A 20,454-nucleotide genomic window follows, 5' to 3' on the forward strand; every position below is an offset into this window, starting at 1 on the left:
ACTTCCATGACCAGACAGAAGGAAGGCATGATCGGCGTCATGGCCGCGCAGACCCTGCTCGGTACAATCGGTCTCTGCGTCCTGGAAAGCGGGGCGGGCCCCGTTACCGTCGCCTTCTACCGATGTATCGTCGGCGGGCTTGCCCTGGCGGCTTACTGTTTCTGGCGCGGAGATCTCACCTGCATCTTTCGTGCACCGGGCAGGGTTCTCTTGCCGGCCGTGGCCAGCGGAGTGCTGATGGCGGGCAATTGGGTGCTGTTCTTCGAAGGTATCCGGCAGACGGGGATCGCGGTGGCCACGATCACCTTTCATATCCAGCCGTTCCTGGTGGTCCTCCTGGGGGCCCTTGTCTTCCATGAGCGCCTGCGGCCTGTCACGCTGATATGGATCGCCCTGGCGTTGTTCGGACTGGTGCTTGCGACCGGTCTGACCGGCGCAGAATTTGCGGCTGACCGCAGCTATCTTTTTGGTCTTGGCGCTACGCTTGCTGCCGCCTGCTTGTATGCCGGTGTGACGATCATCGCCAAAGGACTGACAGGCCTTACAGCAGCGCAGTTGGCCACAATCCAGTTTCTGACAGGCTCTTTGGTTCTCGTGGCATTCCAACCGCTGTCCCCGTTCGAGTTGTCCGCCGGGCAATGGGGCTGGCTCACGGTCATCGGCCTGGTTCATACGGGCGGAGTCTACGTGATGCTCTACAATGCCTTGCCGAAGCTGACGACACCGGTGATCGCCGTGCTGCTCTTTCTTTATCCCGCGAGCGCGATCGTCGTCGATGCCCTCGTCTATGGCCAGTTGATCAGCCCCGGCCAACTCGCCGGACTCGGCCTGATTGTGCTTGCCAGCCTCGCGGTGACGCTGAACTGGGGAAGACGGCCGGACGCAGCCGCTCCTACGAAACCGCCCGTGTCGTGCCGCGCTTCTTCAGGCTGACGCTGCACACACGCACCTGTTGCGGCAGGTCCGAGTTTTCCAACCGCTGCATCAGAAGCTCGAGCGTCGCCTCGCAAAGGACCTTTCTGCTCTGTGCCAGCGTGGTGAGATCGTAGGCTTTCCAGGCAGCCTGAGGGATGTCGTCATAGCCGATCACCTGAATGTCTTCGGGTATGGCCAAACCGTGATCGTGGCGCAGGCCGTCGAGGACACCCAATGCCAGATAGTCCGCCGTACAGAAAATGCCGTCGATTTCGCTCCGGATGCGATTGACGAACGCCGCCGCTTCCAGGCCGCCTTCATAGGACTGCGAGCCCCAGGCGATCCGAACGACGGGAATGCCGTTGTTGTTGGCCGCCTGTTCAAAAGCAAGCGCGCGCCCGTTGATCGAATAGGACGAACTTTCGGGCGTGACCACGGCAAGCTTGCGGCAGCCACTCGCCACAAGGTGCTCGAACGCAAGCCGGCCGCCACCCTCGAAGGCCGTCACGACCCGGTCGACCGGCGCGCCCGTGTCGCGCTTGTTGACCACGACGAGCGGAACGCCGTTTTCCAGGCATTCCATGCAGATTTCCTCAGGAGGCGTGTCGGAAGTCACGATCACCCCGGCGACGCTGTATTGCAGCAGCGATCCGATCAGGTCGGCGACATCGGCAGACGGCTCGCCGCGCAACAGGATCGGCCGCAGGCCCCGTTCCAGAAGCCCCTTTGACAGGAGATCGATCTGCTCGGCACGAAACGGATTGTCCAGGTCGGCGGCCACCACGCCGACCAGATCCGATTTCTGCTTGTGCAGCGAGCGGGCCAGAACATTGACCCGGTAGCCGAGCTGTCCCGCGGCGGCGATGACCTTCTCCCGGGTTTCCCTGGAGACGCTGGCACCGTCCGTGAACGTCCTGGAAACAGCGGAACGAGAGACGCCGGCAAGCTTGGCCACATCAAAGGAATTGACCGTTTTTCTGGTCCCGGAGGGATCCGACATTGTTCCATTCCTGTTATCGGTTTTTTTCGGTCCGGCGCGCCACCAGAAACGGCGCGTTCACATTGATGAGGTTCGGTTCCAGTTGCAACAGCCGGTCCATCTCTTCAGGGTCGTTGCCCATGTAGGCAATCATCACCTGCCGACCGGCCGCGTGGACCGCCGCGATGGCGGCGGCAGTCGCGTTGCCTGCGTTGAATTCGATGATCGCCGCATCGAAGGCGGTCAGACAGTCCTCGAGCGTGTCGAAATCCTCCGCCCGCGCCATCAGTTTCGCTTCCGGAAATGCCTGCCGGATCCGTTTCAGCCAGTCCGTGTTCCAGGACCAGAAGAAGACGTCGTCCACGGCCAGCCTGCGCAGCACCGCCGCCGCCGTCGTGACGGGATCGGCCTGCTTGATTTCGACATACAGCCTGCCGCCCGCCCTGAACGCCAGGTCCGTGATGTCCTCGAGCAGCGGGATGCTTTCCCCTGCGTAAAACGGATCGAACCAGCCGCCCGCATCAAGCCCGGAGAGCTGCTGCACGGTTGCGGCACTCAGGTCTCCGACGGCGTCGGTCGTGCGGTCCAGTTGCGGATCGTGATGGACGACAAGCCCACCGTCCGCGGTTTCCCGGACATCGATCTCGACAAAGTCGAAACCTGCGGACCAGGCGGCATTTGCCGAGGCCAGCGTGTTTTCCGGTGCGATGCCGCAGGCACCCCGGTGACAGACGATGGCCGGCTGCCGCCCGGAATCGCGCCTGAACCGGGTGACAAGTTCGGGCTGGTCGGAACAGATGCCGAGCACGGGCATCTTCACCAGCGCTTCGACCACGTCGACGCGTTCCTCGTGCCAGGTGACAATCGCCAGCCCCCGCCGTGCCGCCTCCGCAAAGAAAGCGCCGTCCAGTAGCCCGTCCGGCCGCTCGCCCGCCCGCTCCCAGCAGGGATGCACGATTTCCGCATCACAGAAATCCGCGACCGGGAACGGATCGATACCGATCCCGACCAGGATGGAAACAGGAAACGGGCAGCCTCGGGCGGTCAGGTCGGCGCAGTAATCCGGCGTGTTCGCACCGACGATGACCCGCTCGATGCCATGGCCGCGCAAAATGTCGATGGCCCGGGTCGCAGCGTCCGCTTCCTTGGCATCCAGATAGATCCCGGCACCACACCGAGCCGCGAGTTCGGCAACCTCGGCAAACCGCGGCGCGGGACGCCCGGCTGCAGCGGTCAGCTCCGCCAGTCTCGCGGCGCTGACGTCGCCGACCTTCAGATCCAACCCGCAGACCTTGTTCAGGTCCGCATCGTGAAAGGCCACCGGCACACCGTCCGAGGTCAGCCGGATGTCGACCTCCCACATGTCCGCGGCGATCTCGCGGGCGACCTTGAAGGCGCGCAGCGTGTTGTCGAAGGCATAGGCGCTCGCGCCGCGATGGGCGATCGCCAGCGGTGGACCTTCATGGATGTCGATCCAGGTTCTGCCGGGCCGGAACTGCGTCATGCCGTTACCGTCACAACCGGACCCCGTCGGGCCCGAACGCGAGGATCCTGTCCTCGGCAATGCCCCAGGAGACGTCCTGCCCCAGCTCGAACCCGGCGCTCTGCAACTGGATGGAGCGCAGCACGGCGCCGTTTTCCAGCGTCACGTCATAGAGCTCTTCCCGGCCCTGGGTCTCGACGAAGCTGACCTTTCCCGGAACCTTGAGCGGATTGCCGGGCTGGAAGAATTCGGGACGGACGCCAAAGCGCATGGGCGCGCCTTCTCCGGGCAACCTGATGCCGGAGGGCACCGGCAGGGTGACCTGCGAATTCGCCAGCCTGAAACCGCCGTCGGCGACGGTTCCGTCCAGAAAGGCGATCGGCGGATTGCCCAGGAAGCCCGCGACGAAATCCGAGGACGGGTTTTCGTACATGTCCTTCGGCGTTGACAGCTGCACGATCCGGCCCTTGTCCATGATGGCGATGCGGTCGCACATGGACATGGCCTCCACCTGGTCATGGGTGACCAGGACGGCGGTGATGCCGGTGGCAAGCTGGATGCGGCGGATTTCGGACCGCATTTCCAGGCGCAGCTTGGCGTCGAGGTTGGCCAGAGGCTCGTCGAGCAGGAGGATATCGGGCTTGCGGATCAGCGCCCTGGCCAGGGCCACCCGCTGCTGCTGGCCGCCCGAGAGCTGCATCGGGCGGCGATGAAGCAGCTCGCCGATATGCACCAGTTCGGCGATTTCCTGCACCTTCCGGTCGATCTCGGCCCTGCTTTCCTTGCGCACCTTCAGCGGGAAGGCGATGTTCTCGTAGACGTTCATATGCGGATAGAGCGCATAGTTCTGGAACACCACGCCGACATTGCGCTTCTGGGAGGAAACCTCCGTCACGTCGGCATCGCCGAACAGCAGGCGGCCGGCGTTCATGCGGTGAATGCCGCAGATTGCGAACAGCGTCGTCGACTTGCCGCAGCCGGACGGCCCCAGCAAAGCGAGCATTTCGCCATCCCCGATTTCCAGCGACATGTCCTCGATCACGGTGGTGTCGCCGAAGGATTTGGTGAAGTTTTCAATTGAAATTCGCATCAGCCCTTCGTGCCTCCGCCATAGATGTTCATGAGTTGCCTGTTGAAGATCAGATAGATGACGATCACCGGCAGCGCATAGAAGACGCCGACCGACTTGAACATGTTGAAGTCCGGCTTCACGTCGTCGAAGATCAGGTTGGACAGATAGGTGGACAGCACCTGCGCGCTGCCGCTCGGGGCCAGCACCTGCGGAAGAATGAATTCGCTCCAGGCGGACAGGAACACGAACACGGCAAGAGCCGCGATGCCGGGCTGGACTTGCGGCAGCACCAGCTTCCACCAGACGGTGAAGCGGCTGGCCCCGTCCTGCAGCCCGGCCATCTCGATTTCCCAGGGAACATTGTCGAAGAACCCCTTCATGATCCAGATACCGAAGGGCAGCTCCAGCGCGGTCTTGACCAGGATGACACCGATCAGCGTGTTGTAGAGGCCGATCATCTGCAGGATCAGGAAGATGGAGATGATCAGGGTGATCGTCGGGAAGGCGTGCAGCGTCAGGATGCCGCCCAGGAAGAAACGCTTGAACGGCATGTTGAGGCGCGACAGCGCATAGCCGGCGGTAACAGAGGCCGACACGTTCACCAGGGTGGTGCAAATGGCGAAGATGAAGGTGTTGAGTGTCACCGTCCAGATGCTGACGCGGCCGGTTTCCGGCGCTTCCCACAGGAAGCGCCAGTGCTGGAGCGTGAACTTGTCCGGGATCAGCGAACCCGCTGTGGTGTCGGTGACCGTGTCCACGAACAGATAGACATACATGGTCACCAGCGGCAGCGAGAGCACGGTCAGCAGCAGGAACAGCGGCCAGGAGCGGAAATTCGAGGACATCATGGCGGTCCTCCTCACTGTTCGATCCGTGGCTTGGCCACGAGATCGTTGAAGTTGAAGATGCGCAGGTAGACGAGCGAGGCGAGGATGCCGACGATCACCAGAACCAGCGCCATGGCGGCCCCGAGGCCGTACTGAAGATTGCCCGCGTAATTGTCGAGCGCGGTGTGGAAGGCCATCAGGGACCAGACTTCCGTCGCCCCGCCCGGTCCGCCGTCGGTGGACAGCAGGATGTATTCAAAGCTCGTCATCAGGGACAGGGTCGAATAGGCGCAGATGAACATGATCGGCCAGCGCAGCTGCGGCAGGATGATGTAGCGGATCTGCTGCCATCGGGAAGCGCCGTCCACTTCGCTGGCGTAGAGCATCGGTTGCGGGATGGCCTTGATCGCGCTGCCGAAAAGGATCATGCCGAGCGAGGCGCCGACCATGCCGTTGATCAGCACGATGAACACCCAGGCATGGATGTCGGTATCCAGCATCCAGTTTCTCGGCGCCACGCCGAAATTGGCGAGGAAAGACGAGATGAACCCCGTGTCCCAGGCCAGCCACTTCCACATGAGCACGAAAATGACATTGGGCAGGATGCGCGGCAGGAACCAGATCGCCCGGAAGCTCGCCGCCGGAAGCGACGGCAGATAAAACGTCGTGACGGCAAGAAACAGTCCCAGCCCTACGGACACCGACAGGGTCAGGACAACATACATTACGGTGTTTCCCGCCACCCGCCAGATATAGGGGATCTGCGTCATCAGCGCGAAATTGTCCGTGGTCCAGCTCCAGCCGGTATAGATTGTCCTCGTCAGCAGCTCCTGCTGATCCGGCGTCATCGCGATGCCGTTGCCCGTGACTGCGCCGACAAGTCCATCGGCCGTCTCGAACCGCACGTTGAGCACGGAGCGTTTGAACAGGTCGGCCGCCTTCTTGATGTCACGGGTCGATCTCGGCCGGGACTTCAGCTTGCGGAAGGCGCGTTCCAGGTCGCGGCGGCTGGTAAACCGCTCGCCGAGCATCTCCGACCCGACCTCGTTGGCGAATTGCTCGCCGTAGGCAGCCGCGGCCGCGGTGATGCCGGTATCGTCAACGACGAAGGCTTCCTGGCCGAGCGCATCAAGGAAGCTTTCCTGCGCGCCCGCGTCCGCCAGTTTCCGCAGAGAGGCCGAATTGATTTCATAGGCACCGCCGCTGATCCCGGTCGCAGTACTCATGTTTGTGAAAGAGAACATCACGGTCAGAAGGACCGGGATCAGGAAAAGCATAACAATGATCGCAAGGGCCGGCGAGAGAAAGCCGAGGCCCAGCAGATGTGCGCGCCGCATGGGGTAACTCCTGAAGGTCACGGGCGGCGGCGCACATGACGCCGCCGCCCGGTTTCCGGTACCGAATTGATCGTTCGATCAGCGAATGATCACTTCGTCGCCCAGGGTCGCCTTCATTTCGGCTTCGACTTCGGCCACGGCCTCGGCCGGGGTCCTCGTACCGGTCCAGGCCGTTTCCAGACCCTTGAACATGATCTGGGAGAACTGGCCATAGTCGGTGTGGTTCGGCTGCGCATTGGCCTGGCCAAGCAGACGTTCGGTGGCTTCCGCCGCCCAGCGATCGTTGGCATAGAGCTCGATATTGGACTGTTCTCTGGCGATGCCAAGGTGAGCCGACTTGATCGCGTGCAGCGTGTTGATGCGCGGCTCGGAGGCGATCTTGATCAGCTGGGCCGCGATTTCGACATCGTCCTCATCGTCCTGGGCGGTCAGGAGATAGGCCAGCGGCTGGGTGATTGTGTTGGCGCGGCCGTTTTCATTGCCGGCCGGGATCAGCGTGAACTGGATGTTGCCGAAGAAGTCGTCGAGACCTTCCTTGCCGGTGTAGCGGGCGTAGTGCCAGGTGCCGCCGTGCCAGGTGGCCGCCTTGCCGCTGGCCACTTCCGCGTACCACTGGTCCCACTCGGTACCGATGTGGTTCTTGCGGGTGACCTTCGCGTCAACGGCGTCCACGAAGAACTGGTAGAAGTCCGTCATCGCCTGCTTGTCCAGCAGCAGCTTGCCGGTATCCTTGTCGAGCAGCTCACCGCCGAAGGACTGGTAGAACTGTGCATAGTCCGGGCCGTTGGAAACGCGCGGGTAGAAGCCGTAGCCCTCTTCCACCAGCTCCATGTCGACAGCCTTCTTGGCGTCTTCCAGAACGTTGGCAAGCGTGTATTCGCCGGATTCGACCTTGGCCGGCAGAGCGTCGATTTCCGCGTCCGAGTAGCCGAGCTGCTTCATGGTGTCCTTCCAGAAGAAGAACGGACGGCTTTCCGCATCCTGCGGCAGGCCGTAGACGACGTCGTTGTAGGACGTGATCTCGACCAGATTGTCATAGAGATTGTTCAGCGGCCAGGCGTCCATGTCGACATAGTCCTCGACCGGCACGATGAGGCCAGCCTGGCTCCACGGCGCGATGTCCAGGTGGCTGGTGACGACGATGTTCGGCGCATCGCCGGATTCGGCGGCCAGCGTGACGGCCTGCTTGAAGGCGCCCCAGTCGGCGAAGTCGCGCTTCTTTTCGACCGTGATGTTCAGCTCCTCGCCGAGGATCGCATATTCCCGCGTCAGGATGTCCGCGGCCATTTCGATGGCATCGAGACGATATACGTCGCTGTCGTTGGTCCCCCCGGCCCAAACGGTGATTGTCAGATCTTTCGCGAAGGCGTCACCGGCAAAGGATGCCGCGGTGACGGCCAGAACGGCAGCCGCTGTGGACTGGCGCAGTTTTGAAACTAGAGTTGTCATCAGATCTCGCCTGCTGTCTGTTGCGCAGCGTCCCTCCCGGAGGCGCCATGCGCAGAATAGATACATTTTGCACACGTGTGCAAGGACGGTTTTAATTCGGGCAGATTACGGAGATATGACAAGAGGACGAGAATCGGCATTTCGGCTGCGGAGCCTGCTCGTTTCCAGCGAGCGGGCGGCCTCACGGACCCTCGGCTGGTAAAATTTGTCCTGCTTCAACATGTTGCGCTGCGAATAGGCCCCGGCATTGCGCTGCGCCTGACCGGGGCAATGCGGCAGGTGTGTTGCGGCTGCAAACCTGTTCGACAGCCGGCGAAGGGCACACCACAGCGAAATCCCGGCTTGCCCGCGCTCAGATGTCGCCGGATTCGATTTCCTCGGCGAGGTCGGCGATCAGGTCGCGGCGGGCCTTGGCGCGGCCGCCGATCCGGTTGGCGACCGTCGCCGCCAGAAGCTGCGCCATGGACAGGACACTGGTCTGGGTCAGCTCGCTCCAGGGCGTGGAGACATGGCAGTTGAGCACCGTCGCCTCCTTGCGCCGCGCTCTTCCGGTGTTGGTGGGATCGGTGATTACAATCGTTTTCAGCCGCGTGGTGCGGGCGAAGGTCAGGACCGTCGAGATCTGCTTGGTCCAGGGCCGGACGGCAATGATGATCAGGGCGTCATTGGGCCCGGTCGAGGCCAGTTCCTCCGGCCATGTCGCCGCGTTTTCGGAAATCATGTGAACGCCCGGACGCACCCGCGTCAGCAGGATGCGCAGGTAACGGGCGATGCCGTTTTCAATCCCCAGACCGGCGACCCAGACCCGGCCCGCCCCGGCAATCTGCTCGGCGGCCGCATTGAGGACATCGGGCCGCAGCTCCTCGAAGGTGCGCGTCAGATTGGCGCTTTCCACCTGCAGATGCGTCGGCACGGTGACCGTTTCGTCCACCGCCGCCTGCGGCATGGGGATCTGCTGGACCGGACCGGTGCGGTTGCGTTCCTCGCGCGCCTGCAGGCGCACGTCGTTGAAATCATTGTAGCCGAGATTGCGGAATAGGCGGGCGGCGGTCGCCTTGGAGACACCGGTGAACCGGGCGAGTTCGGTCGCGGAAGACGCAAGTATCTCGTCGGGCCGATCAAGCAGGAACTGGGCGAGTTTCTGCTCCGAGGGCGTTAATTCCTCGAACCGTTCCTGGATCCGCAGCGCCAGTCGAGTTCCCATTTCCTGCCTTCGTCCTCTGCCGGAGTTTCACCGCCCGATTAAAGCAAAATCACGGCGGCTTGAAAAAACACGTGACAAGCGAGAATGTCTATGAAACTCTTGTTTCAGAAAAAGTCAATTTAGAAACAAACGGAACCTCTCGTGACAAAAACAAAGATCGTCCGCGAAAAAATCTGGTCGAAACTCGATGCGGTGGCCCTGCCGGATTCCAGATTTCACAAGAACTTCGCGGAAGTGATCCCGGACTTCATCGGTTCTGACAAGGCGACGGACCGGATCGTGGAACAGACGTTTTTCCAGACCGGGAGCTATGCCTTCATCACGCCCGACAATTGCCTCGTCGACCTGCGCCGCCGCATGCTCGAGGCGGGCAAGTCCATGGTGGTGTCCACCTACGGAATCTATCGCGGCTTCTGGCTGCTGGAACCGGAGATGGTGCCGAAGGGCCAGGAACTGTTCGCCGCCTGGCTGGACGGGCTGGAGCATTTCGGGCGTCCGATCACGCTTGCGGAAATCGCGGAGCGCGGCCGGTTCGACTTTCTGGTCACCGGGGCTTCGGCAGTTTCGATGGACGGGGTGCGGTTCGGAAAAGGACACGGCTTTTTCGATATGGAATGGGGCATGTTCACCGAACTCGGCATTGTCGACGACAAATCACCCGTGACCGCCATCGTGCACGACATTCAGGTGGTCGAGGACAAGCTGTTCCCGAGCCCGACCGACATTCTTGTCGACCATATCGCCACTCCGGAGCGGTTCCACACCATCGGGAACCGCGGCACGCGGCCCCGCGGCATTCACTGGGACCTGCTCGAACCCGAACAGATCGCCCAGACGCCTCCCCTACAGGAACTTCGCCAGATGCGAGGCCTCAAGACCTGACCCTTCCGCCGTATTTGAAAGGATGTGAATGATGACCTTTATGACCAGCCGCCGTCGCTTTCTGAACCTCATGGGCACGGCCGCCGCCGCCGGGGCCATGCCGGGCTTCGTTTCGCGCGCCGCCGCCGCCACGCCGCTGACCATGCAGGCCGCCTGGATCAACGACGCGGAATTCGCCGGCTACTTCGCCGCCATCGACGACGGATTCTACAAGAACGCAGGCCTGGATCTCACCTATCTGCCCGGTGGTCCCGACGTGATCCCGGAAAGTTCGATCATCGCCGGCAAGGCGGACCTGGCGCTGACCACACCGGACACGACCATCAAGACGATTGTCGATCAGGGCGCACCGTTCAAGATCATCGGCGCGCAATATCAGAAGAACCCGATCGGCATCGTCTCCCTGGCCAAGACACCGATCAATTCGCCGGAAGAGCTGAAGGGCAAGACGCTTGCCGTGCCGCCGGTCAACGTCATCTCGGTGGAGGCGATGCTGGCGATCAACGGCATAGACCGGTCCGAGGTCAACATCGTTCCCTACGCCTACGATCCGACGCCACTGATCAAAGGCGAAGTCGACGCCTCGCTCGACTTCACCACCAATGTGCCCTTCACGATCGAACAGTCCGGCGAAAAGGCGGTCAGCTTCCTGCTCTACGATTTCGGCTACAAGACCTACAACGACACGGTCGTGGTGACCGAAGAGGTGCTGAAGACCAAACGCGCCGAACTGGTCGCCTGGTTGAAGGCCAGCCGTGCGGGCTGGGATGCCAACTTCGCCGACACCACCGCCTATCCACCGAAGTTCGCCGCTTCGTGGTTTGCCGGAACCGGCCGCACCATCGAAAACGAAGTCTTCTTCAACGGTGCCCAGAAGCCGCTTATGGAACATTCCGGCGGGATCTTTACAATGGACGCGGAGGGGATCGCCGCCAATATCGAGACTCTTGGCAAGATCGGCATCAAGGCAACGCCCGACATGTTCGACACGAGCCTCCTGGAAGAGATCAAAGGCTGACCGGACATGCAGGGCCTTCCCCTTCGCTTCACGAGTGTCTCCAAGGCGTTTTCAATCAAGGGCAAGGCCCTGCCCGTCATCGACAATCTCTCGCTCGACTGTCCGGCCGGGTCCTTCACGGCGCTGCTGGGGCCGTCGGGTTGCGGCAAGTCCACGCTGCTCCGGCTGGCACTGGCGCTGGAGAGCGAGGATTCCGGATCGCTGCGGATCGGCGGCGACAGCCCACGGTCGGCCTGTCGGTCCGGAGCGGTCGGGGTCGCATTCCAGGATGCGGCCCTGCTCCCCTGGCGCAGCGTCGAGGAAAATATCCGCCTGCCTTTCGAGGTGCTCGGGCGCCAGCGTCCGGACGCCGGGAAGATCAACGGCCTGATCGAGCTGGTTGGACTCAAGGGGTTTGAAAAGGCCCGTCCGGGCGAATTGTCCGGCGGCATGCGCCAGCGTGTTGCCATTGCCCGGTCACTGGCGACGGAGCCGCGTGTGCTGTTGATGGACGAGCCGTTCGGCGCTCTGGACCTGATCCTCAGGCGGCAGATGAACCTCGAACTGCAGCGTATCTGGTCGGCGAAGCGGCCGACGACACTGCTGATCACCCACGGCATCGACGAGGCGGTCTATCTGGCCGACCGTGTCGTCGTGCTGTCGCCCCGGCCCGCGCGGGTGCTTGCCGATATTCCGGTGTCCTTCTCCCGCCCGCGCAGCGCGGAACTGCTGCGCGACCCCGCGTTTCACCTTGTGTGCGACAGGATCGCCGCCCTGCTGGATCCCGAAACCTCGGCGGCCAGCGCCGCCGCCGAAACCGCTGCCCTGGATGCCGCACCTGTTGCCGCTACGGTTAAATCCGGAACATCCGCATGACCCGGTTCGGCGACCATCTCGCCACGGGCGCCCTGATCCTTTTGCTGCTGGCGGCCTGGGAATTCGCCGGTCAGTTGAAACTGGTCGCCGACGGCACCCTGCCGCCCCTGTCAGAAATCCTCCTGCGGCTGGCGGCGGAATGGCGCGAATACCGGCCGCATGTCGCCGCCACGCTTTACACGGCCTCGCTCGGCTTCCTCATCGGCAACGCCGTGGCGCTTGCCGCTGCCGTCTCCTTCTGTCTCTGGCCGGTCGCGGAGCGGATTTTCCGGGGTGTGAACATCGCCGCCTTCACCGTGCCTCCGATTGCCATCGCGCCGGTGCTGGTGATCGCGCTCGATGGCGAAACGGCGCGGATCACCCTCGCGGCCCTGCTGGTCTATTTCCCGACGATGACGGCTGCCATGGCCGGCTTGCAGTCGGCCGACCCGCGCGCGGTGGATCTCATCCGCGCCTATGGCGGCGGTCCGCTCAGGACACTGTGGCTGTTGCGGCTGCGATCGGCCCTGCCCACCATCCTGAGCGGGTTTCAGGTGGCGGCACCGGCCGCGGTGCTGGGCGCCGTGCTGGCGGAATTCGGTTCCGGCGCCCGCTGGGGCCTCGGCACCTTTCTGCTCGGCTCGCTCGGACGCGCCGAACCGGACCGTCTGTGGGGGATCGGCCTGACCGCCACGGCGATCGCCGGACTTGGTTATGCGCTGTCAGCCGCCCTTGCCGCCCGCACAACATCGCTCAACCGCGCCGTGAACATCGGTGTGACGGGCCCCGAACCCGGAGCGGCAAACGAAGCCCCCGTCCGCCGCGCGCTGCTTTTGGCCGCCGCGATCCTGATGCCGCTGCTGATCTGGCAGGCAATGCTGCTCTGGGCCGATCTTTCGCCGATCATCGCCAAGACGCCGATGGGCGTGGTCGACTACCTCATCACCGGAAAGACTGCAGCTTCGGCGCAGACGCGCCTGCTGGCAGCACTTGCCGAAACCGTTCCGATCACCATCGCCGGCATGCTGCTGGGGCTCGGCTTCGCTTTTGCCCTGGCTCTGCTCTCCTTTGCGGCCCCTCTCCTGATGCGGGCGCTTCTGCCTTTCGCGCTGGTGACGCAGACCATGCCGCTGGTGGCGCTGACACCACTGGCCGTGCTGATCTTCGGGCGGGGCATCACGGTGACGCTGGTGATCACCATCTCCGTCACCTTCTTCGCCGCCTTCGTCGTTCTGGCGCAAGGCTTTGCGATGATCCCGAAAGCCGCATTCGATCTTGTGGATGCCTATGGCGCCACGACCTTGCGCAAGCTGCGCCTGATCGCCATCCCGGCAAGTCGACAATGGCTGTTCGTCGCCGCGCGCCTTGCCCTGCCCAAGGCGCTGCTGGGCGTGATGATCGCGGAGTGGCTGGCCACCGGCAAAGGCCTCGGCAATCTCCTTAACCAGTCTCGCGGATATCTCGACTACGGCATGATCTGGACCGTCGCGGTGGTCTCCATTCTCCTGTCGGTGCTGCTCTATCAGCTGGCGCCGGTGCTGGAATGGATCGGGCGGCGGGACGAGCGGGACACGTGATGCTGCACGATCCCGTCAATACACTCTCCCTTGCCTGACAGGCACCACCGATTTCGCTTGCGCATTTCGGCCAGCCGGCACCCCGATACGTAATCGGACGAACTGGCGACACCCGACGGCCTCCCATATGAATTCCGGCATCGCGCGAAACCGGTTTCAAGGACCGCGGGCGTTCCGGCTGTTTGTTCGAGGTCGACCGTCACCGGTTTGCGTCACGGTATCGCCTGCCCCTCGAAGCAGCCTTGCCCGCAAGGGATCCGGCAAGGCAAACGTTTCGCGAACCATAGAGAGAAGGATATCAGCAATGGTCAGCATGAAAGCCGCCGTCGTGCGCAAGTTCGGTGCTCCTCTCGACATCTGCGAGGTTGAAAAGCCGGTCGTTTCGGACGGCAAGATTGTCGTCAAGGTGAAGGCCTCCGGCGTCTGCCACACGGATCTGCACGCCGCCAACGGCGATTGGCCGGTGAAGCCCAATCCGCCGTTCATTCCCGGCCACGAAGGTGTGGGGATCGTCGCCGAGGTCGGCGCCGGCGTCACCTCGGTCAAGGAAGGCGACCGCGTCGGCATTCCCTGGCTGCACTCTGCCTGCGGTCACTGCCGCCATTGCATGGGCGGCTGGGAAACCTTGTGCCACGACCAGCAGAACACCGGCTACAGCGTCAATGGCGGTTTCGCGGACTACGTCCTGGCCGATCCCGACTATGTCGGGCACATCCCCGACGGCCTGGGCCTTGCCGCGGCAGCGCCTGTGCTGTGCGCCGGCGTCACCGTCTACAAGGGGCTGAAGGAAACCGACACCCGGCCCGGCCAGACCGTGGTCATCTCCGGCATCGGCGGCCTCGGTCACATGGCCGTGCAATACGCCAAGGCGATGGGTCTGCATGTGATCGCGGTCGACATTGCCGACGACAAGCTGGAACTGGCGAGAACCCTGGGCGCGGACCAGGTCATCAACGCGTTCGAGTGCGATCCGGTTGCCGAGGTTCAGGCCGGCGGCGGCGCGGAAGGCGTTCTCGTCACCGCGGTCGCGGGCAAGTCGTTCCAGCAAGGTGTCGGCATGCTGGCGCGCGGCGGCACCATGAGCCTCGTCGGCCTGCCGCCGGAAGACTTCCCGCTGTCCATCTTCGACACCGTGCTCAACGGCAAGACAATTCGCGGTTCCATCGTCGGCACACGGCTCGATCTGGTAGAATCCCTTGGCTTTGCGGCCGAAGGCAAGGTCGCGGCGCATTACTCCGAAGAAACGCTGGACGACGTCAACAGTATCTTCGACCGGATGAAGGCAGGGCAGATCGAGGGCCGGATCGTCATGAACATCTGACGTCGGCGCGCACCACGAACCCTTCGGCACACCGGCCTGTATCGCGCACCAGCGCGCTGAGGGCGGCGTCGAACCCGGCTTCGTGGCGCCGATGGCAGAAGGGGCGGCAGAGAGCCTTCAGCTCCGGTTTTCCAGGATGACCTCGGCCTCGCTCCGGAAGGCGGTGACGGTTGAATAGAAGGCATCGAACAGCAGGTTCCGTTCGTCCGTCAGGGAAAAGACCTGCTCTTCATACTGGCGATGCATGTCAGACACCGAGATGCGGTGGACGATGTCGGTCCGGCCGGTTCCGAACCGCCACATGAAACCGGCCCCCAACCCGTTGACGACGGCCTCGTAAACCGCGTCACGGGTGTCGAGGGTCAGCAGCGGCGACGGTTCGAAACCGGCGGTCCGAAAGGCCCGGTCGACCACCCGCTGTGTGGACGATCCTTTTGTGCGGAAGATCAGCGGTTCAGCCATGAGCCGCTCGCAGGTCACCGACTTTCCCCGCGACAGCGGACTGTCGGGATGAACGATCGCGACCACATTCTGCCTTGCCAGCAGTTCGCGCCGGAAGCGGCCGTCGGCCGGAACATCCGGTAGCACGCCGATATCCACCTCACGGGTCAGCACTCCACGTGTGATCTGTTCGTGCGATCCGGTCTCCACTGCGATTTCGATGCTGGGATGCCGTTTCAGAAACAGGGCGATCAAAGCCATGCCCGGCATCGAGTTTCCCAGACCGATGACCAGCCGGCCGTTGAGCAGCGTGTTGTGCCGGGTCAGGAGCCGGGTTGCCGTGCGCTCGGCCTCTTCCATGCGTTCGGCAATATCGCAGAGGTCACTGCACAAGGGCGTCGGTGACAGAACGCCGTTCTTCCGGTCGAACAGGCGAACGCCGTATTCCCTTTCAAGGTCCTTCACGTGCCGGGCGACAGCCGGCTGCGAAACCTTCAGCGTGCGCGCCGCCGCGGCGTAGGACCCACCGGCGGCGACGGCGTTGACGGCGCGAATACGGGGCAGGGTTACCGACATTTGAGGCTTTCCATCCGGTTTGAAGCAAAATGTTGCACCGCCCCAAACCTTAGGTTCGTCCTGTAACAGCCACGTCACACAGAAACGACAGTTTGATCCCGACCTCGGCAGGCCGCCTCCACCGGGCACTGCTTCTTTTTGAAAACAGACCTGCGCCGGACCGACCGGCGGACATGTCACCGCTGCCCAACACGGGCTGAGCGGCGAACGGGAAGGTATGGGCATCGCAATGCGTGCGCGCACTACAACAACGACAAAATCTCTGAGCGCGGCAGATGTCGATGCCTATGCGGCTGTCCTTTGCGATCTGGATGGATGCCTGATCGCGGAGGCGCGCCCCCTGCCCGGAGCGCAGGCCTTCGTGCAGGCCGCCGGCAACCGGCTGTCGATCGTATCGAACAACTCGGCGGACACCGGCGCCACGCTTTCAGGCAAGCTCAGGGCGATCGGTCTGGACCTGCCGGCCGAGCGTATCTTTCTCGCCGGTGAGCTTGCTGTCCGCACCGTCGCGTCGGAGCATCCGGGCGCGCGGGTGCTTGTGTTCGCGGAACCGCCGCTTCAGCGCCTTGCAGCAGATCTCGGCCTGCAAGATGCGAACGACCAGGCCGATGTCATCGTTCTTGGCCGGGATACCAGCTTCACCCTGACGTGCCTGGAACGCGCCCTTCGGCTGCTGGACAAGGGTGCGGAGATGGTGCTCACCAATCCGGATCTCTCCCACCCGAACGGCGATGGACGGCCCGTTCCGGAAACCGGGTCGCTTTTCGCCGCATTCCGGGCCTGCGGGGCCGACACCCCGGCAAGGGTGTTCGGCAAACCCGAACCGTTCCTGATCGAAGCCGCGCTGAACCATGCCGGTGTTCCGGCAAGCAACGCGGTGTTTGTCGGCGACAATGCCGCCACCGACGGCGTTGCCGCCATCCGCGCCGGTCTCGATTTCATTCACCTCGTCGCCCACGCCCCCCGAACGCCGGCAGCCGACCTTCAGAAAGCCTCTGCCGGTTCCCCCGAACAGACCCCCATGGAGGTGGCGTCATGCTGATCTACGTGTTGCGCGCCCTGGTAAAGATGGCGGTCACCCTGCTCGTCATCGTGACCCTGGTGTTCTTTGCCACGCGGCTGTCCGGCAATCCGGTCGATTTCGTTCTCGGCGAGGGCATTACCCGTGAGGACCGGGAACTCCTGATTGCCTATTACGGTCTGGATGCGTCCATCGGAAGCCAGTACTGGCGCTATCTGGTGTCCGTCTTCTCCGGCGAGTTCGGCCTGTCGTTCCTTGAACGCCGCCCGGTGTCGCAGATCGTGCTCGAACGAGCCTGGCCGTCGCTGAAATTGCTGCTCAGCGCAATCACCTTCACCCTGATCGTGTCCGTGCCGCTCGGCATCCTGTCAGCGATATACCGCACCAGCATCATCGGCAGCGTGGTCATGGTGATCGCCTTTCTCGGCTATGCGGTGCCCGCCTTCATCATCGGCATCCTGCTGGTGCTGATCTTCGGCTACACGCTCAACTGGCTGCCGGTGATCGGCGACGGCTCCGCCCTGCACTTCATCATGCCCACCCTGGCGATCTCGGGAATTCTGGTGGCCGCCATCACCCGTTTCACCCGCAATGCCATGCTGGACGTGCTCAGCCAGGACTATATGCGTACCGCCCGGGCGAAGGGTCTGCCGGAGTGGGTCGTCATCCTGAAGCACGGCCTGCGCAACGCCGCCATCACGCTTCTTTCGGTGATCGGTCTGCAGATCGCGGTGCTGGCGGCCTCCGGCAGCGTCGTCGTGGAAGCGATCTTCGCCTGGCCCGGCATTGGCGACCTGCTCGTGCGGTCCGCCATCCTTCGCGACTATCCCGTTCTTCAGTTCGCCGTGCTGTCGGTCGCCGTCGTGGTCATCGTGATCAACGCGGCGGTCGATATTGCCTACGCCTACGCGGATCCGCGCATCCGTCTTTCGAAAGGATGAGCAAATGAGCGACCTGACCCAAGCCTCTTCATCGCGCGGCACCGCCCCCATCCGTATTCCGGTGTGGTCGGATGCGAACTGGATCGTCCGCATCGCACTCGTTGTCGGCCTGGTCCTGATCTTCACGGCGCTTGCCGCGCCCCTGATCGCGCCTTTCGATCCCAATGCCCAGAGCCTGATCTCCCGGCTGCGGCCGCCGGTCGGCTTCGAGCGCTACAGGGACGGTTTCTTTTTCGGTACGGACGAACTTGGCCGGGATATCCTGTCCCGCTGCATCTACGGCCTGCGCCTCACCTTCGCACTGGCCCTGGCGGGCTCCGTCATCGGTCTCCTGATCGGCGGCACGCTGGGTCTGCTGGCCGGTATCGCCGGCGGTGTCTTCGAAGACTTCGTCATGGCCATGGTCGATACCCAGATCGCCATTCCGTTCACGCTGATCGCGCTTTTGATCCTGGCCGTGATGGGATCGTCACTCGATGTGATGGTGCTGGTTCTCGGCGTCTACGGCTGGGAGCAATACGCGCGGATCGTACGGGCGGAAGTGAAGAAGCTGGCGCAGATGCCGTTCGTCGAAGCCGCGCAGGCGGCGGGCGCGACGCCTTTGCGGATCGCCTTCCACCACATTCTGCCGAATGTCGTTTCGCCGATCGTGGTCCAATTCACCCTGAATTTCTCCAACATCGTGATCCTGGAATCGACCCTCTCGTTTCTCGGTCTCGGCGTGCAGCCGCCGACGGCGACGCTGGGATCCATGGTCGGCATCGGCCGCGACTACCTGCCGACCGCTCCCTGGATCGTGCTCACACCCGCTGCCGTGATCCTTCTCCTCACTTTCGCAGTCCAGATCCTCGGTGACTGGCTGCGCGACAAGGCGGATGTCCGTCTCAGGTCCCGCTGATCCCGCAACACCAACAGAAGCCGGAAACGGCCAGAACAACACCCCCGAAGCCTTGGAGGCTCAAGATGACGAAACTACTGGCAACCACCGCACTCGCATCGCTGCTTGCGACCGGTGCATTCGCGAGCGAACTGACTGTTGGCGCCGCCAACGTGTCCAGCTATCTGGATCCGGGCCGCGACCATTCCAACGTCGGCTCGCAGTTCTACTACAACTCGTTCGACACGCTGATCGCCAAGAACCACGACACCACCGACACCGAGTGGCTCCCGGGTCTGGCGACCGAATGGAAGCTGATCGAGCCGACCGTGATGGAACTGAAGCTGCGCGAGGGCGTGACGTTCCACAACGGCGAAGACATGACCGCCGACGATGTCGTCTTCTCGCTGAACCGCATGTATCAGGCCGACTTCCCGCCCTACCAGGTGCGCGCCCGCGATCGTCTCGGCAACTTCGAGAAGGCCGAAAAGATCGACGACTTCACCGTGCGCATCACCGCCAGGCGCCCCGAGCCGCTCTGGGAAACGCTTTTGAACCTGCAGCAGGTCATGATCGTTCCGCTGGACTATACCATGAGCCTCGCCGGCGATCCGGACAAGATCGAGCATGACGACTACGAAGCCTTCTCGCTGAAGCCGGTCGGCACCGGGCCCTACAAGGTCGCCGAATTCGTGCCGGGTGAGCGCGTCGTCTGGGAACGGTTCGACGACTTCTGGGCCGAAAAGGCGCCTCTCGACAAGGTCACCGTCAGGCACATGCCGGAAACAGCCTCGCGCATCACCTCGCTGAAGACCGGTGAAGCCGACATCGTCACCAACATCGCTCCGGACCAGCTCGGCCTGATCGAAAGAGATCCGGACATGAAGGCAGCCGGCAGCGCCACCGCGCTGTTCCACGTCATGATCATGAACGTGAACCATCCGAAGCTGAAGGATGCCCGCATCCGTCAGGCCATGTCGCTCGCCATCGACCGCGACACGCTCAACGAAGCCCTTTGGGGCGGCAAGGCCGTGGTTCCCTCGACCCATACGCTGAAGGAATTCGGCGAGCTGTACCAGCCGGAGCTGACCACCTTCGAATACGATCCGGAAAAGGCCAAGGAACTCTTGAAGGAAGCCGGCTATGACGGTTTCGAAATCACCTACGACACAGCCCCCAGCTACTACACCAACGGTGTTCTGGCAGCCCAGGCGATCATGGAAATGTGGGCCGATGTCGGCATCAAGGGCAAGGTCAACGTTCAGGACAAATGGAGCGGCGGGTCCGCGGACATGATGTCCCGCAACTGGTCCAACCCGATGTATTTTGCCGATCCGTTCGGCTCCTTCGGCGTGATGTGGGCGCCGCACGGCCCGTCTGAATCCGAAGGCCGCTTCAACACGGACGAGGACTACGCCAGGGCCTGGGAACAGTTCCGATTCTCCGGCGACAACGAACTGCGCCGCGCGGCCTATGCCGAGATGATGGAACGCATCAAGCAGGATCCGCCGGTTCTGCCGCTTTACCGTCCGTATGAAAGCTGGGCGATGAAGAACAACATCGACTGGGCGCCAAAGCCGGGCCACATCCCCTATGTGCTCGATTTCCGCGCCGGGTCCGTCGCCGTCAACTAGGCAAACGGGGGCGCCGCCGGCATGCCGGCGGCGCTCCTCCCCGAATTGTATTCTCCAGTCAGGAAA

General features: G+C 63.0%; 18 protein-coding genes. 10 read left to right on the forward strand and 8 right to left on the reverse strand.

The features are described 5' to 3' along the window. The first annotated feature begins 6 nt into the window (after positions 1 to 6). Complete coding sequence (locus AC0VX3_RS25420) at positions 7 to 933, forward strand: DMT family transporter (protein ID WP_475522846.1); 927 nt, start codon at positions 7 to 9, stop codon at positions 931 to 933. Here AC0VX3_RS25420 and AC0VX3_RS25425 read toward each other — a convergent pair. The 7 genes from AC0VX3_RS25425 to AC0VX3_RS25455 all read right to left on the reverse strand — a co-directional run bounded on the left by AC0VX3_RS25425 (position 893) and on the right by AC0VX3_RS25455 (position 9,266). Beyond that, on the reverse strand, positions 893 to 1,915 hold the full coding sequence (locus AC0VX3_RS25425; protein WP_475522847.1) for a LacI family DNA-binding transcriptional regulator: 1,023 nt from the start codon (positions 1,913 to 1,915) through the stop codon (positions 893 to 895). The genes AC0VX3_RS25420 and AC0VX3_RS25425 overlap by 41 nt on opposite strands. 13 nt (positions 1,916 to 1,928) lie before the next feature. Continuing rightward, positions 1,929 to 3,398, reverse strand: a complete 1,470-nt coding sequence (locus AC0VX3_RS25430; RefSeq protein WP_475522848.1) for a glycerophosphodiester phosphodiesterase — start codon at positions 3,396 to 3,398, stop codon at positions 1,929 to 1,931. Between the two features lie 10 nt (positions 3,399 to 3,408). Then, positions 3,409 to 4,467: an ABC transporter ATP-binding protein gene (locus AC0VX3_RS25435; protein ID WP_475522849.1), complete on the reverse strand. Its 1,059-nt coding sequence runs from the start codon at positions 4,465 to 4,467 to the stop codon at positions 3,409 to 3,411. Then, positions 4,467 to 5,312, reverse strand: coding sequence for a carbohydrate ABC transporter permease (locus tag AC0VX3_RS25440; RefSeq protein WP_475522850.1), 846 nt, complete (start codon positions 5,310 to 5,312; stop codon positions 4,467 to 4,469). The genes AC0VX3_RS25435 and AC0VX3_RS25440 overlap by 1 nt, the downstream gene beginning before the upstream one ends. Continuing rightward, positions 5,309 to 6,613 carry a carbohydrate ABC transporter permease gene (locus AC0VX3_RS25445; protein WP_475522851.1) on the reverse strand — a complete coding sequence of 435 codons (1,305 nt, stop codon included), beginning with the start codon at positions 6,611 to 6,613 and terminating at the stop codon, positions 5,309 to 5,311. The genes AC0VX3_RS25440 and AC0VX3_RS25445 overlap by 4 nt, the downstream gene beginning before the upstream one ends. 78 nt (positions 6,614 to 6,691) lie before the next feature. Beyond that, positions 6,692 to 8,062, reverse strand: a complete 1,371-nt coding sequence (locus tag AC0VX3_RS25450) for an ABC transporter substrate-binding protein (RefSeq protein ID WP_475522852.1) — start codon at positions 8,060 to 8,062, stop codon at positions 6,692 to 6,694. Positions 8,063 to 8,414: 352 nt separating this feature from the next. Next, positions 8,415 to 9,266, reverse strand: a complete 852-nt coding sequence (locus AC0VX3_RS25455; protein WP_475522853.1) for a MurR/RpiR family transcriptional regulator — start codon at positions 9,264 to 9,266, stop codon at positions 8,415 to 8,417. Between the two features lie 141 nt (positions 9,267 to 9,407). On the opposite strand from AC0VX3_RS25455, the gene AC0VX3_RS25460 reads away from it, so the two are divergent. From AC0VX3_RS25460 to adhP, 5 genes are all read left to right on the forward strand, one after another. Beyond that, positions 9,408 to 10,148, forward strand: a complete 741-nt coding sequence (locus AC0VX3_RS25460; protein ID WP_475522854.1) for a 5-formyltetrahydrofolate cyclo-ligase — start codon at positions 9,408 to 9,410, stop codon at positions 10,146 to 10,148. A 31-nt stretch (positions 10,149 to 10,179) separates the two neighbouring features. After that, positions 10,180 to 11,166: an ABC transporter substrate-binding protein gene (locus AC0VX3_RS25465; RefSeq protein WP_475522855.1), complete on the forward strand. Its 987-nt coding sequence runs from the start codon at positions 10,180 to 10,182 to the stop codon at positions 11,164 to 11,166. 6 nt (positions 11,167 to 11,172) lie between these two features. After that, positions 11,173 to 12,021, forward strand: coding sequence for an ABC transporter ATP-binding protein (locus AC0VX3_RS25470; RefSeq protein WP_475522856.1), 849 nt, complete (start codon positions 11,173 to 11,175; stop codon positions 12,019 to 12,021). Then, positions 12,018 to 13,577: an ABC transporter permease gene (locus AC0VX3_RS25475; RefSeq protein ID WP_475522857.1), complete on the forward strand. Its 1,560-nt coding sequence runs from the start codon at positions 12,018 to 12,020 to the stop codon at positions 13,575 to 13,577. The genes AC0VX3_RS25470 and AC0VX3_RS25475 overlap by 4 nt, the downstream gene beginning before the upstream one ends. 304 nt (positions 13,578 to 13,881) lie before the next feature. Beyond that, positions 13,882 to 14,898 (forward strand): alcohol dehydrogenase AdhP, encoded by a 1,017-nt coding sequence (adhP, locus tag AC0VX3_RS25480; RefSeq protein WP_475522858.1) that lies wholly within the window; start codon positions 13,882 to 13,884, stop codon positions 14,896 to 14,898. Positions 14,899 to 15,015: 117 nt separating this feature from the next. On the opposite strand, the gene AC0VX3_RS25485 is transcribed toward adhP, so the two are convergent. Then, entirely contained in the window at positions 15,016 to 15,915 is a 900-nt protein-coding gene (locus tag AC0VX3_RS25485; RefSeq protein WP_475522859.1) for a LysR substrate-binding domain-containing protein, read from the reverse strand. 229 nt (positions 15,916 to 16,144) lie between these two features. On the opposite strand from AC0VX3_RS25485, the gene AC0VX3_RS25490 reads away from it, so the two are divergent. The 4 genes from AC0VX3_RS25490 to AC0VX3_RS25505 all read left to right on the forward strand — a co-directional run bounded on the left by AC0VX3_RS25490 (position 16,145) and on the right by AC0VX3_RS25505 (position 20,388). Next, positions 16,145 to 16,957, forward strand: coding sequence for an HAD-IIA family hydrolase (locus tag AC0VX3_RS25490; protein WP_475522860.1), 813 nt, complete (start codon positions 16,145 to 16,147; stop codon positions 16,955 to 16,957). Continuing rightward, on the forward strand, positions 16,951 to 17,877 hold the full coding sequence (locus AC0VX3_RS25495) for an ABC transporter permease (RefSeq protein ID WP_475522861.1): 927 nt from the start codon (positions 16,951 to 16,953) through the stop codon (positions 17,875 to 17,877). The genes AC0VX3_RS25490 and AC0VX3_RS25495 overlap by 7 nt, the downstream gene beginning before the upstream one ends. Before the next feature lie 4 nt (positions 17,878 to 17,881). Next, on the forward strand, positions 17,882 to 18,775 hold the full coding sequence (locus AC0VX3_RS25500; protein ID WP_475522862.1) for an ABC transporter permease: 894 nt from the start codon (positions 17,882 to 17,884) through the stop codon (positions 18,773 to 18,775). 65 nt (positions 18,776 to 18,840) lie between these two features. Further along, complete coding sequence (locus AC0VX3_RS25505) at positions 18,841 to 20,388, forward strand: ABC transporter substrate-binding protein (protein WP_475522863.1); 1,548 nt, start codon at positions 18,841 to 18,843, stop codon at positions 20,386 to 20,388. Positions 20,389 to 20,454: the final 66 nt, after the last annotated feature.

The organism is Roseibium sp. QJM3NY_11, assembly GCF_056173175.1.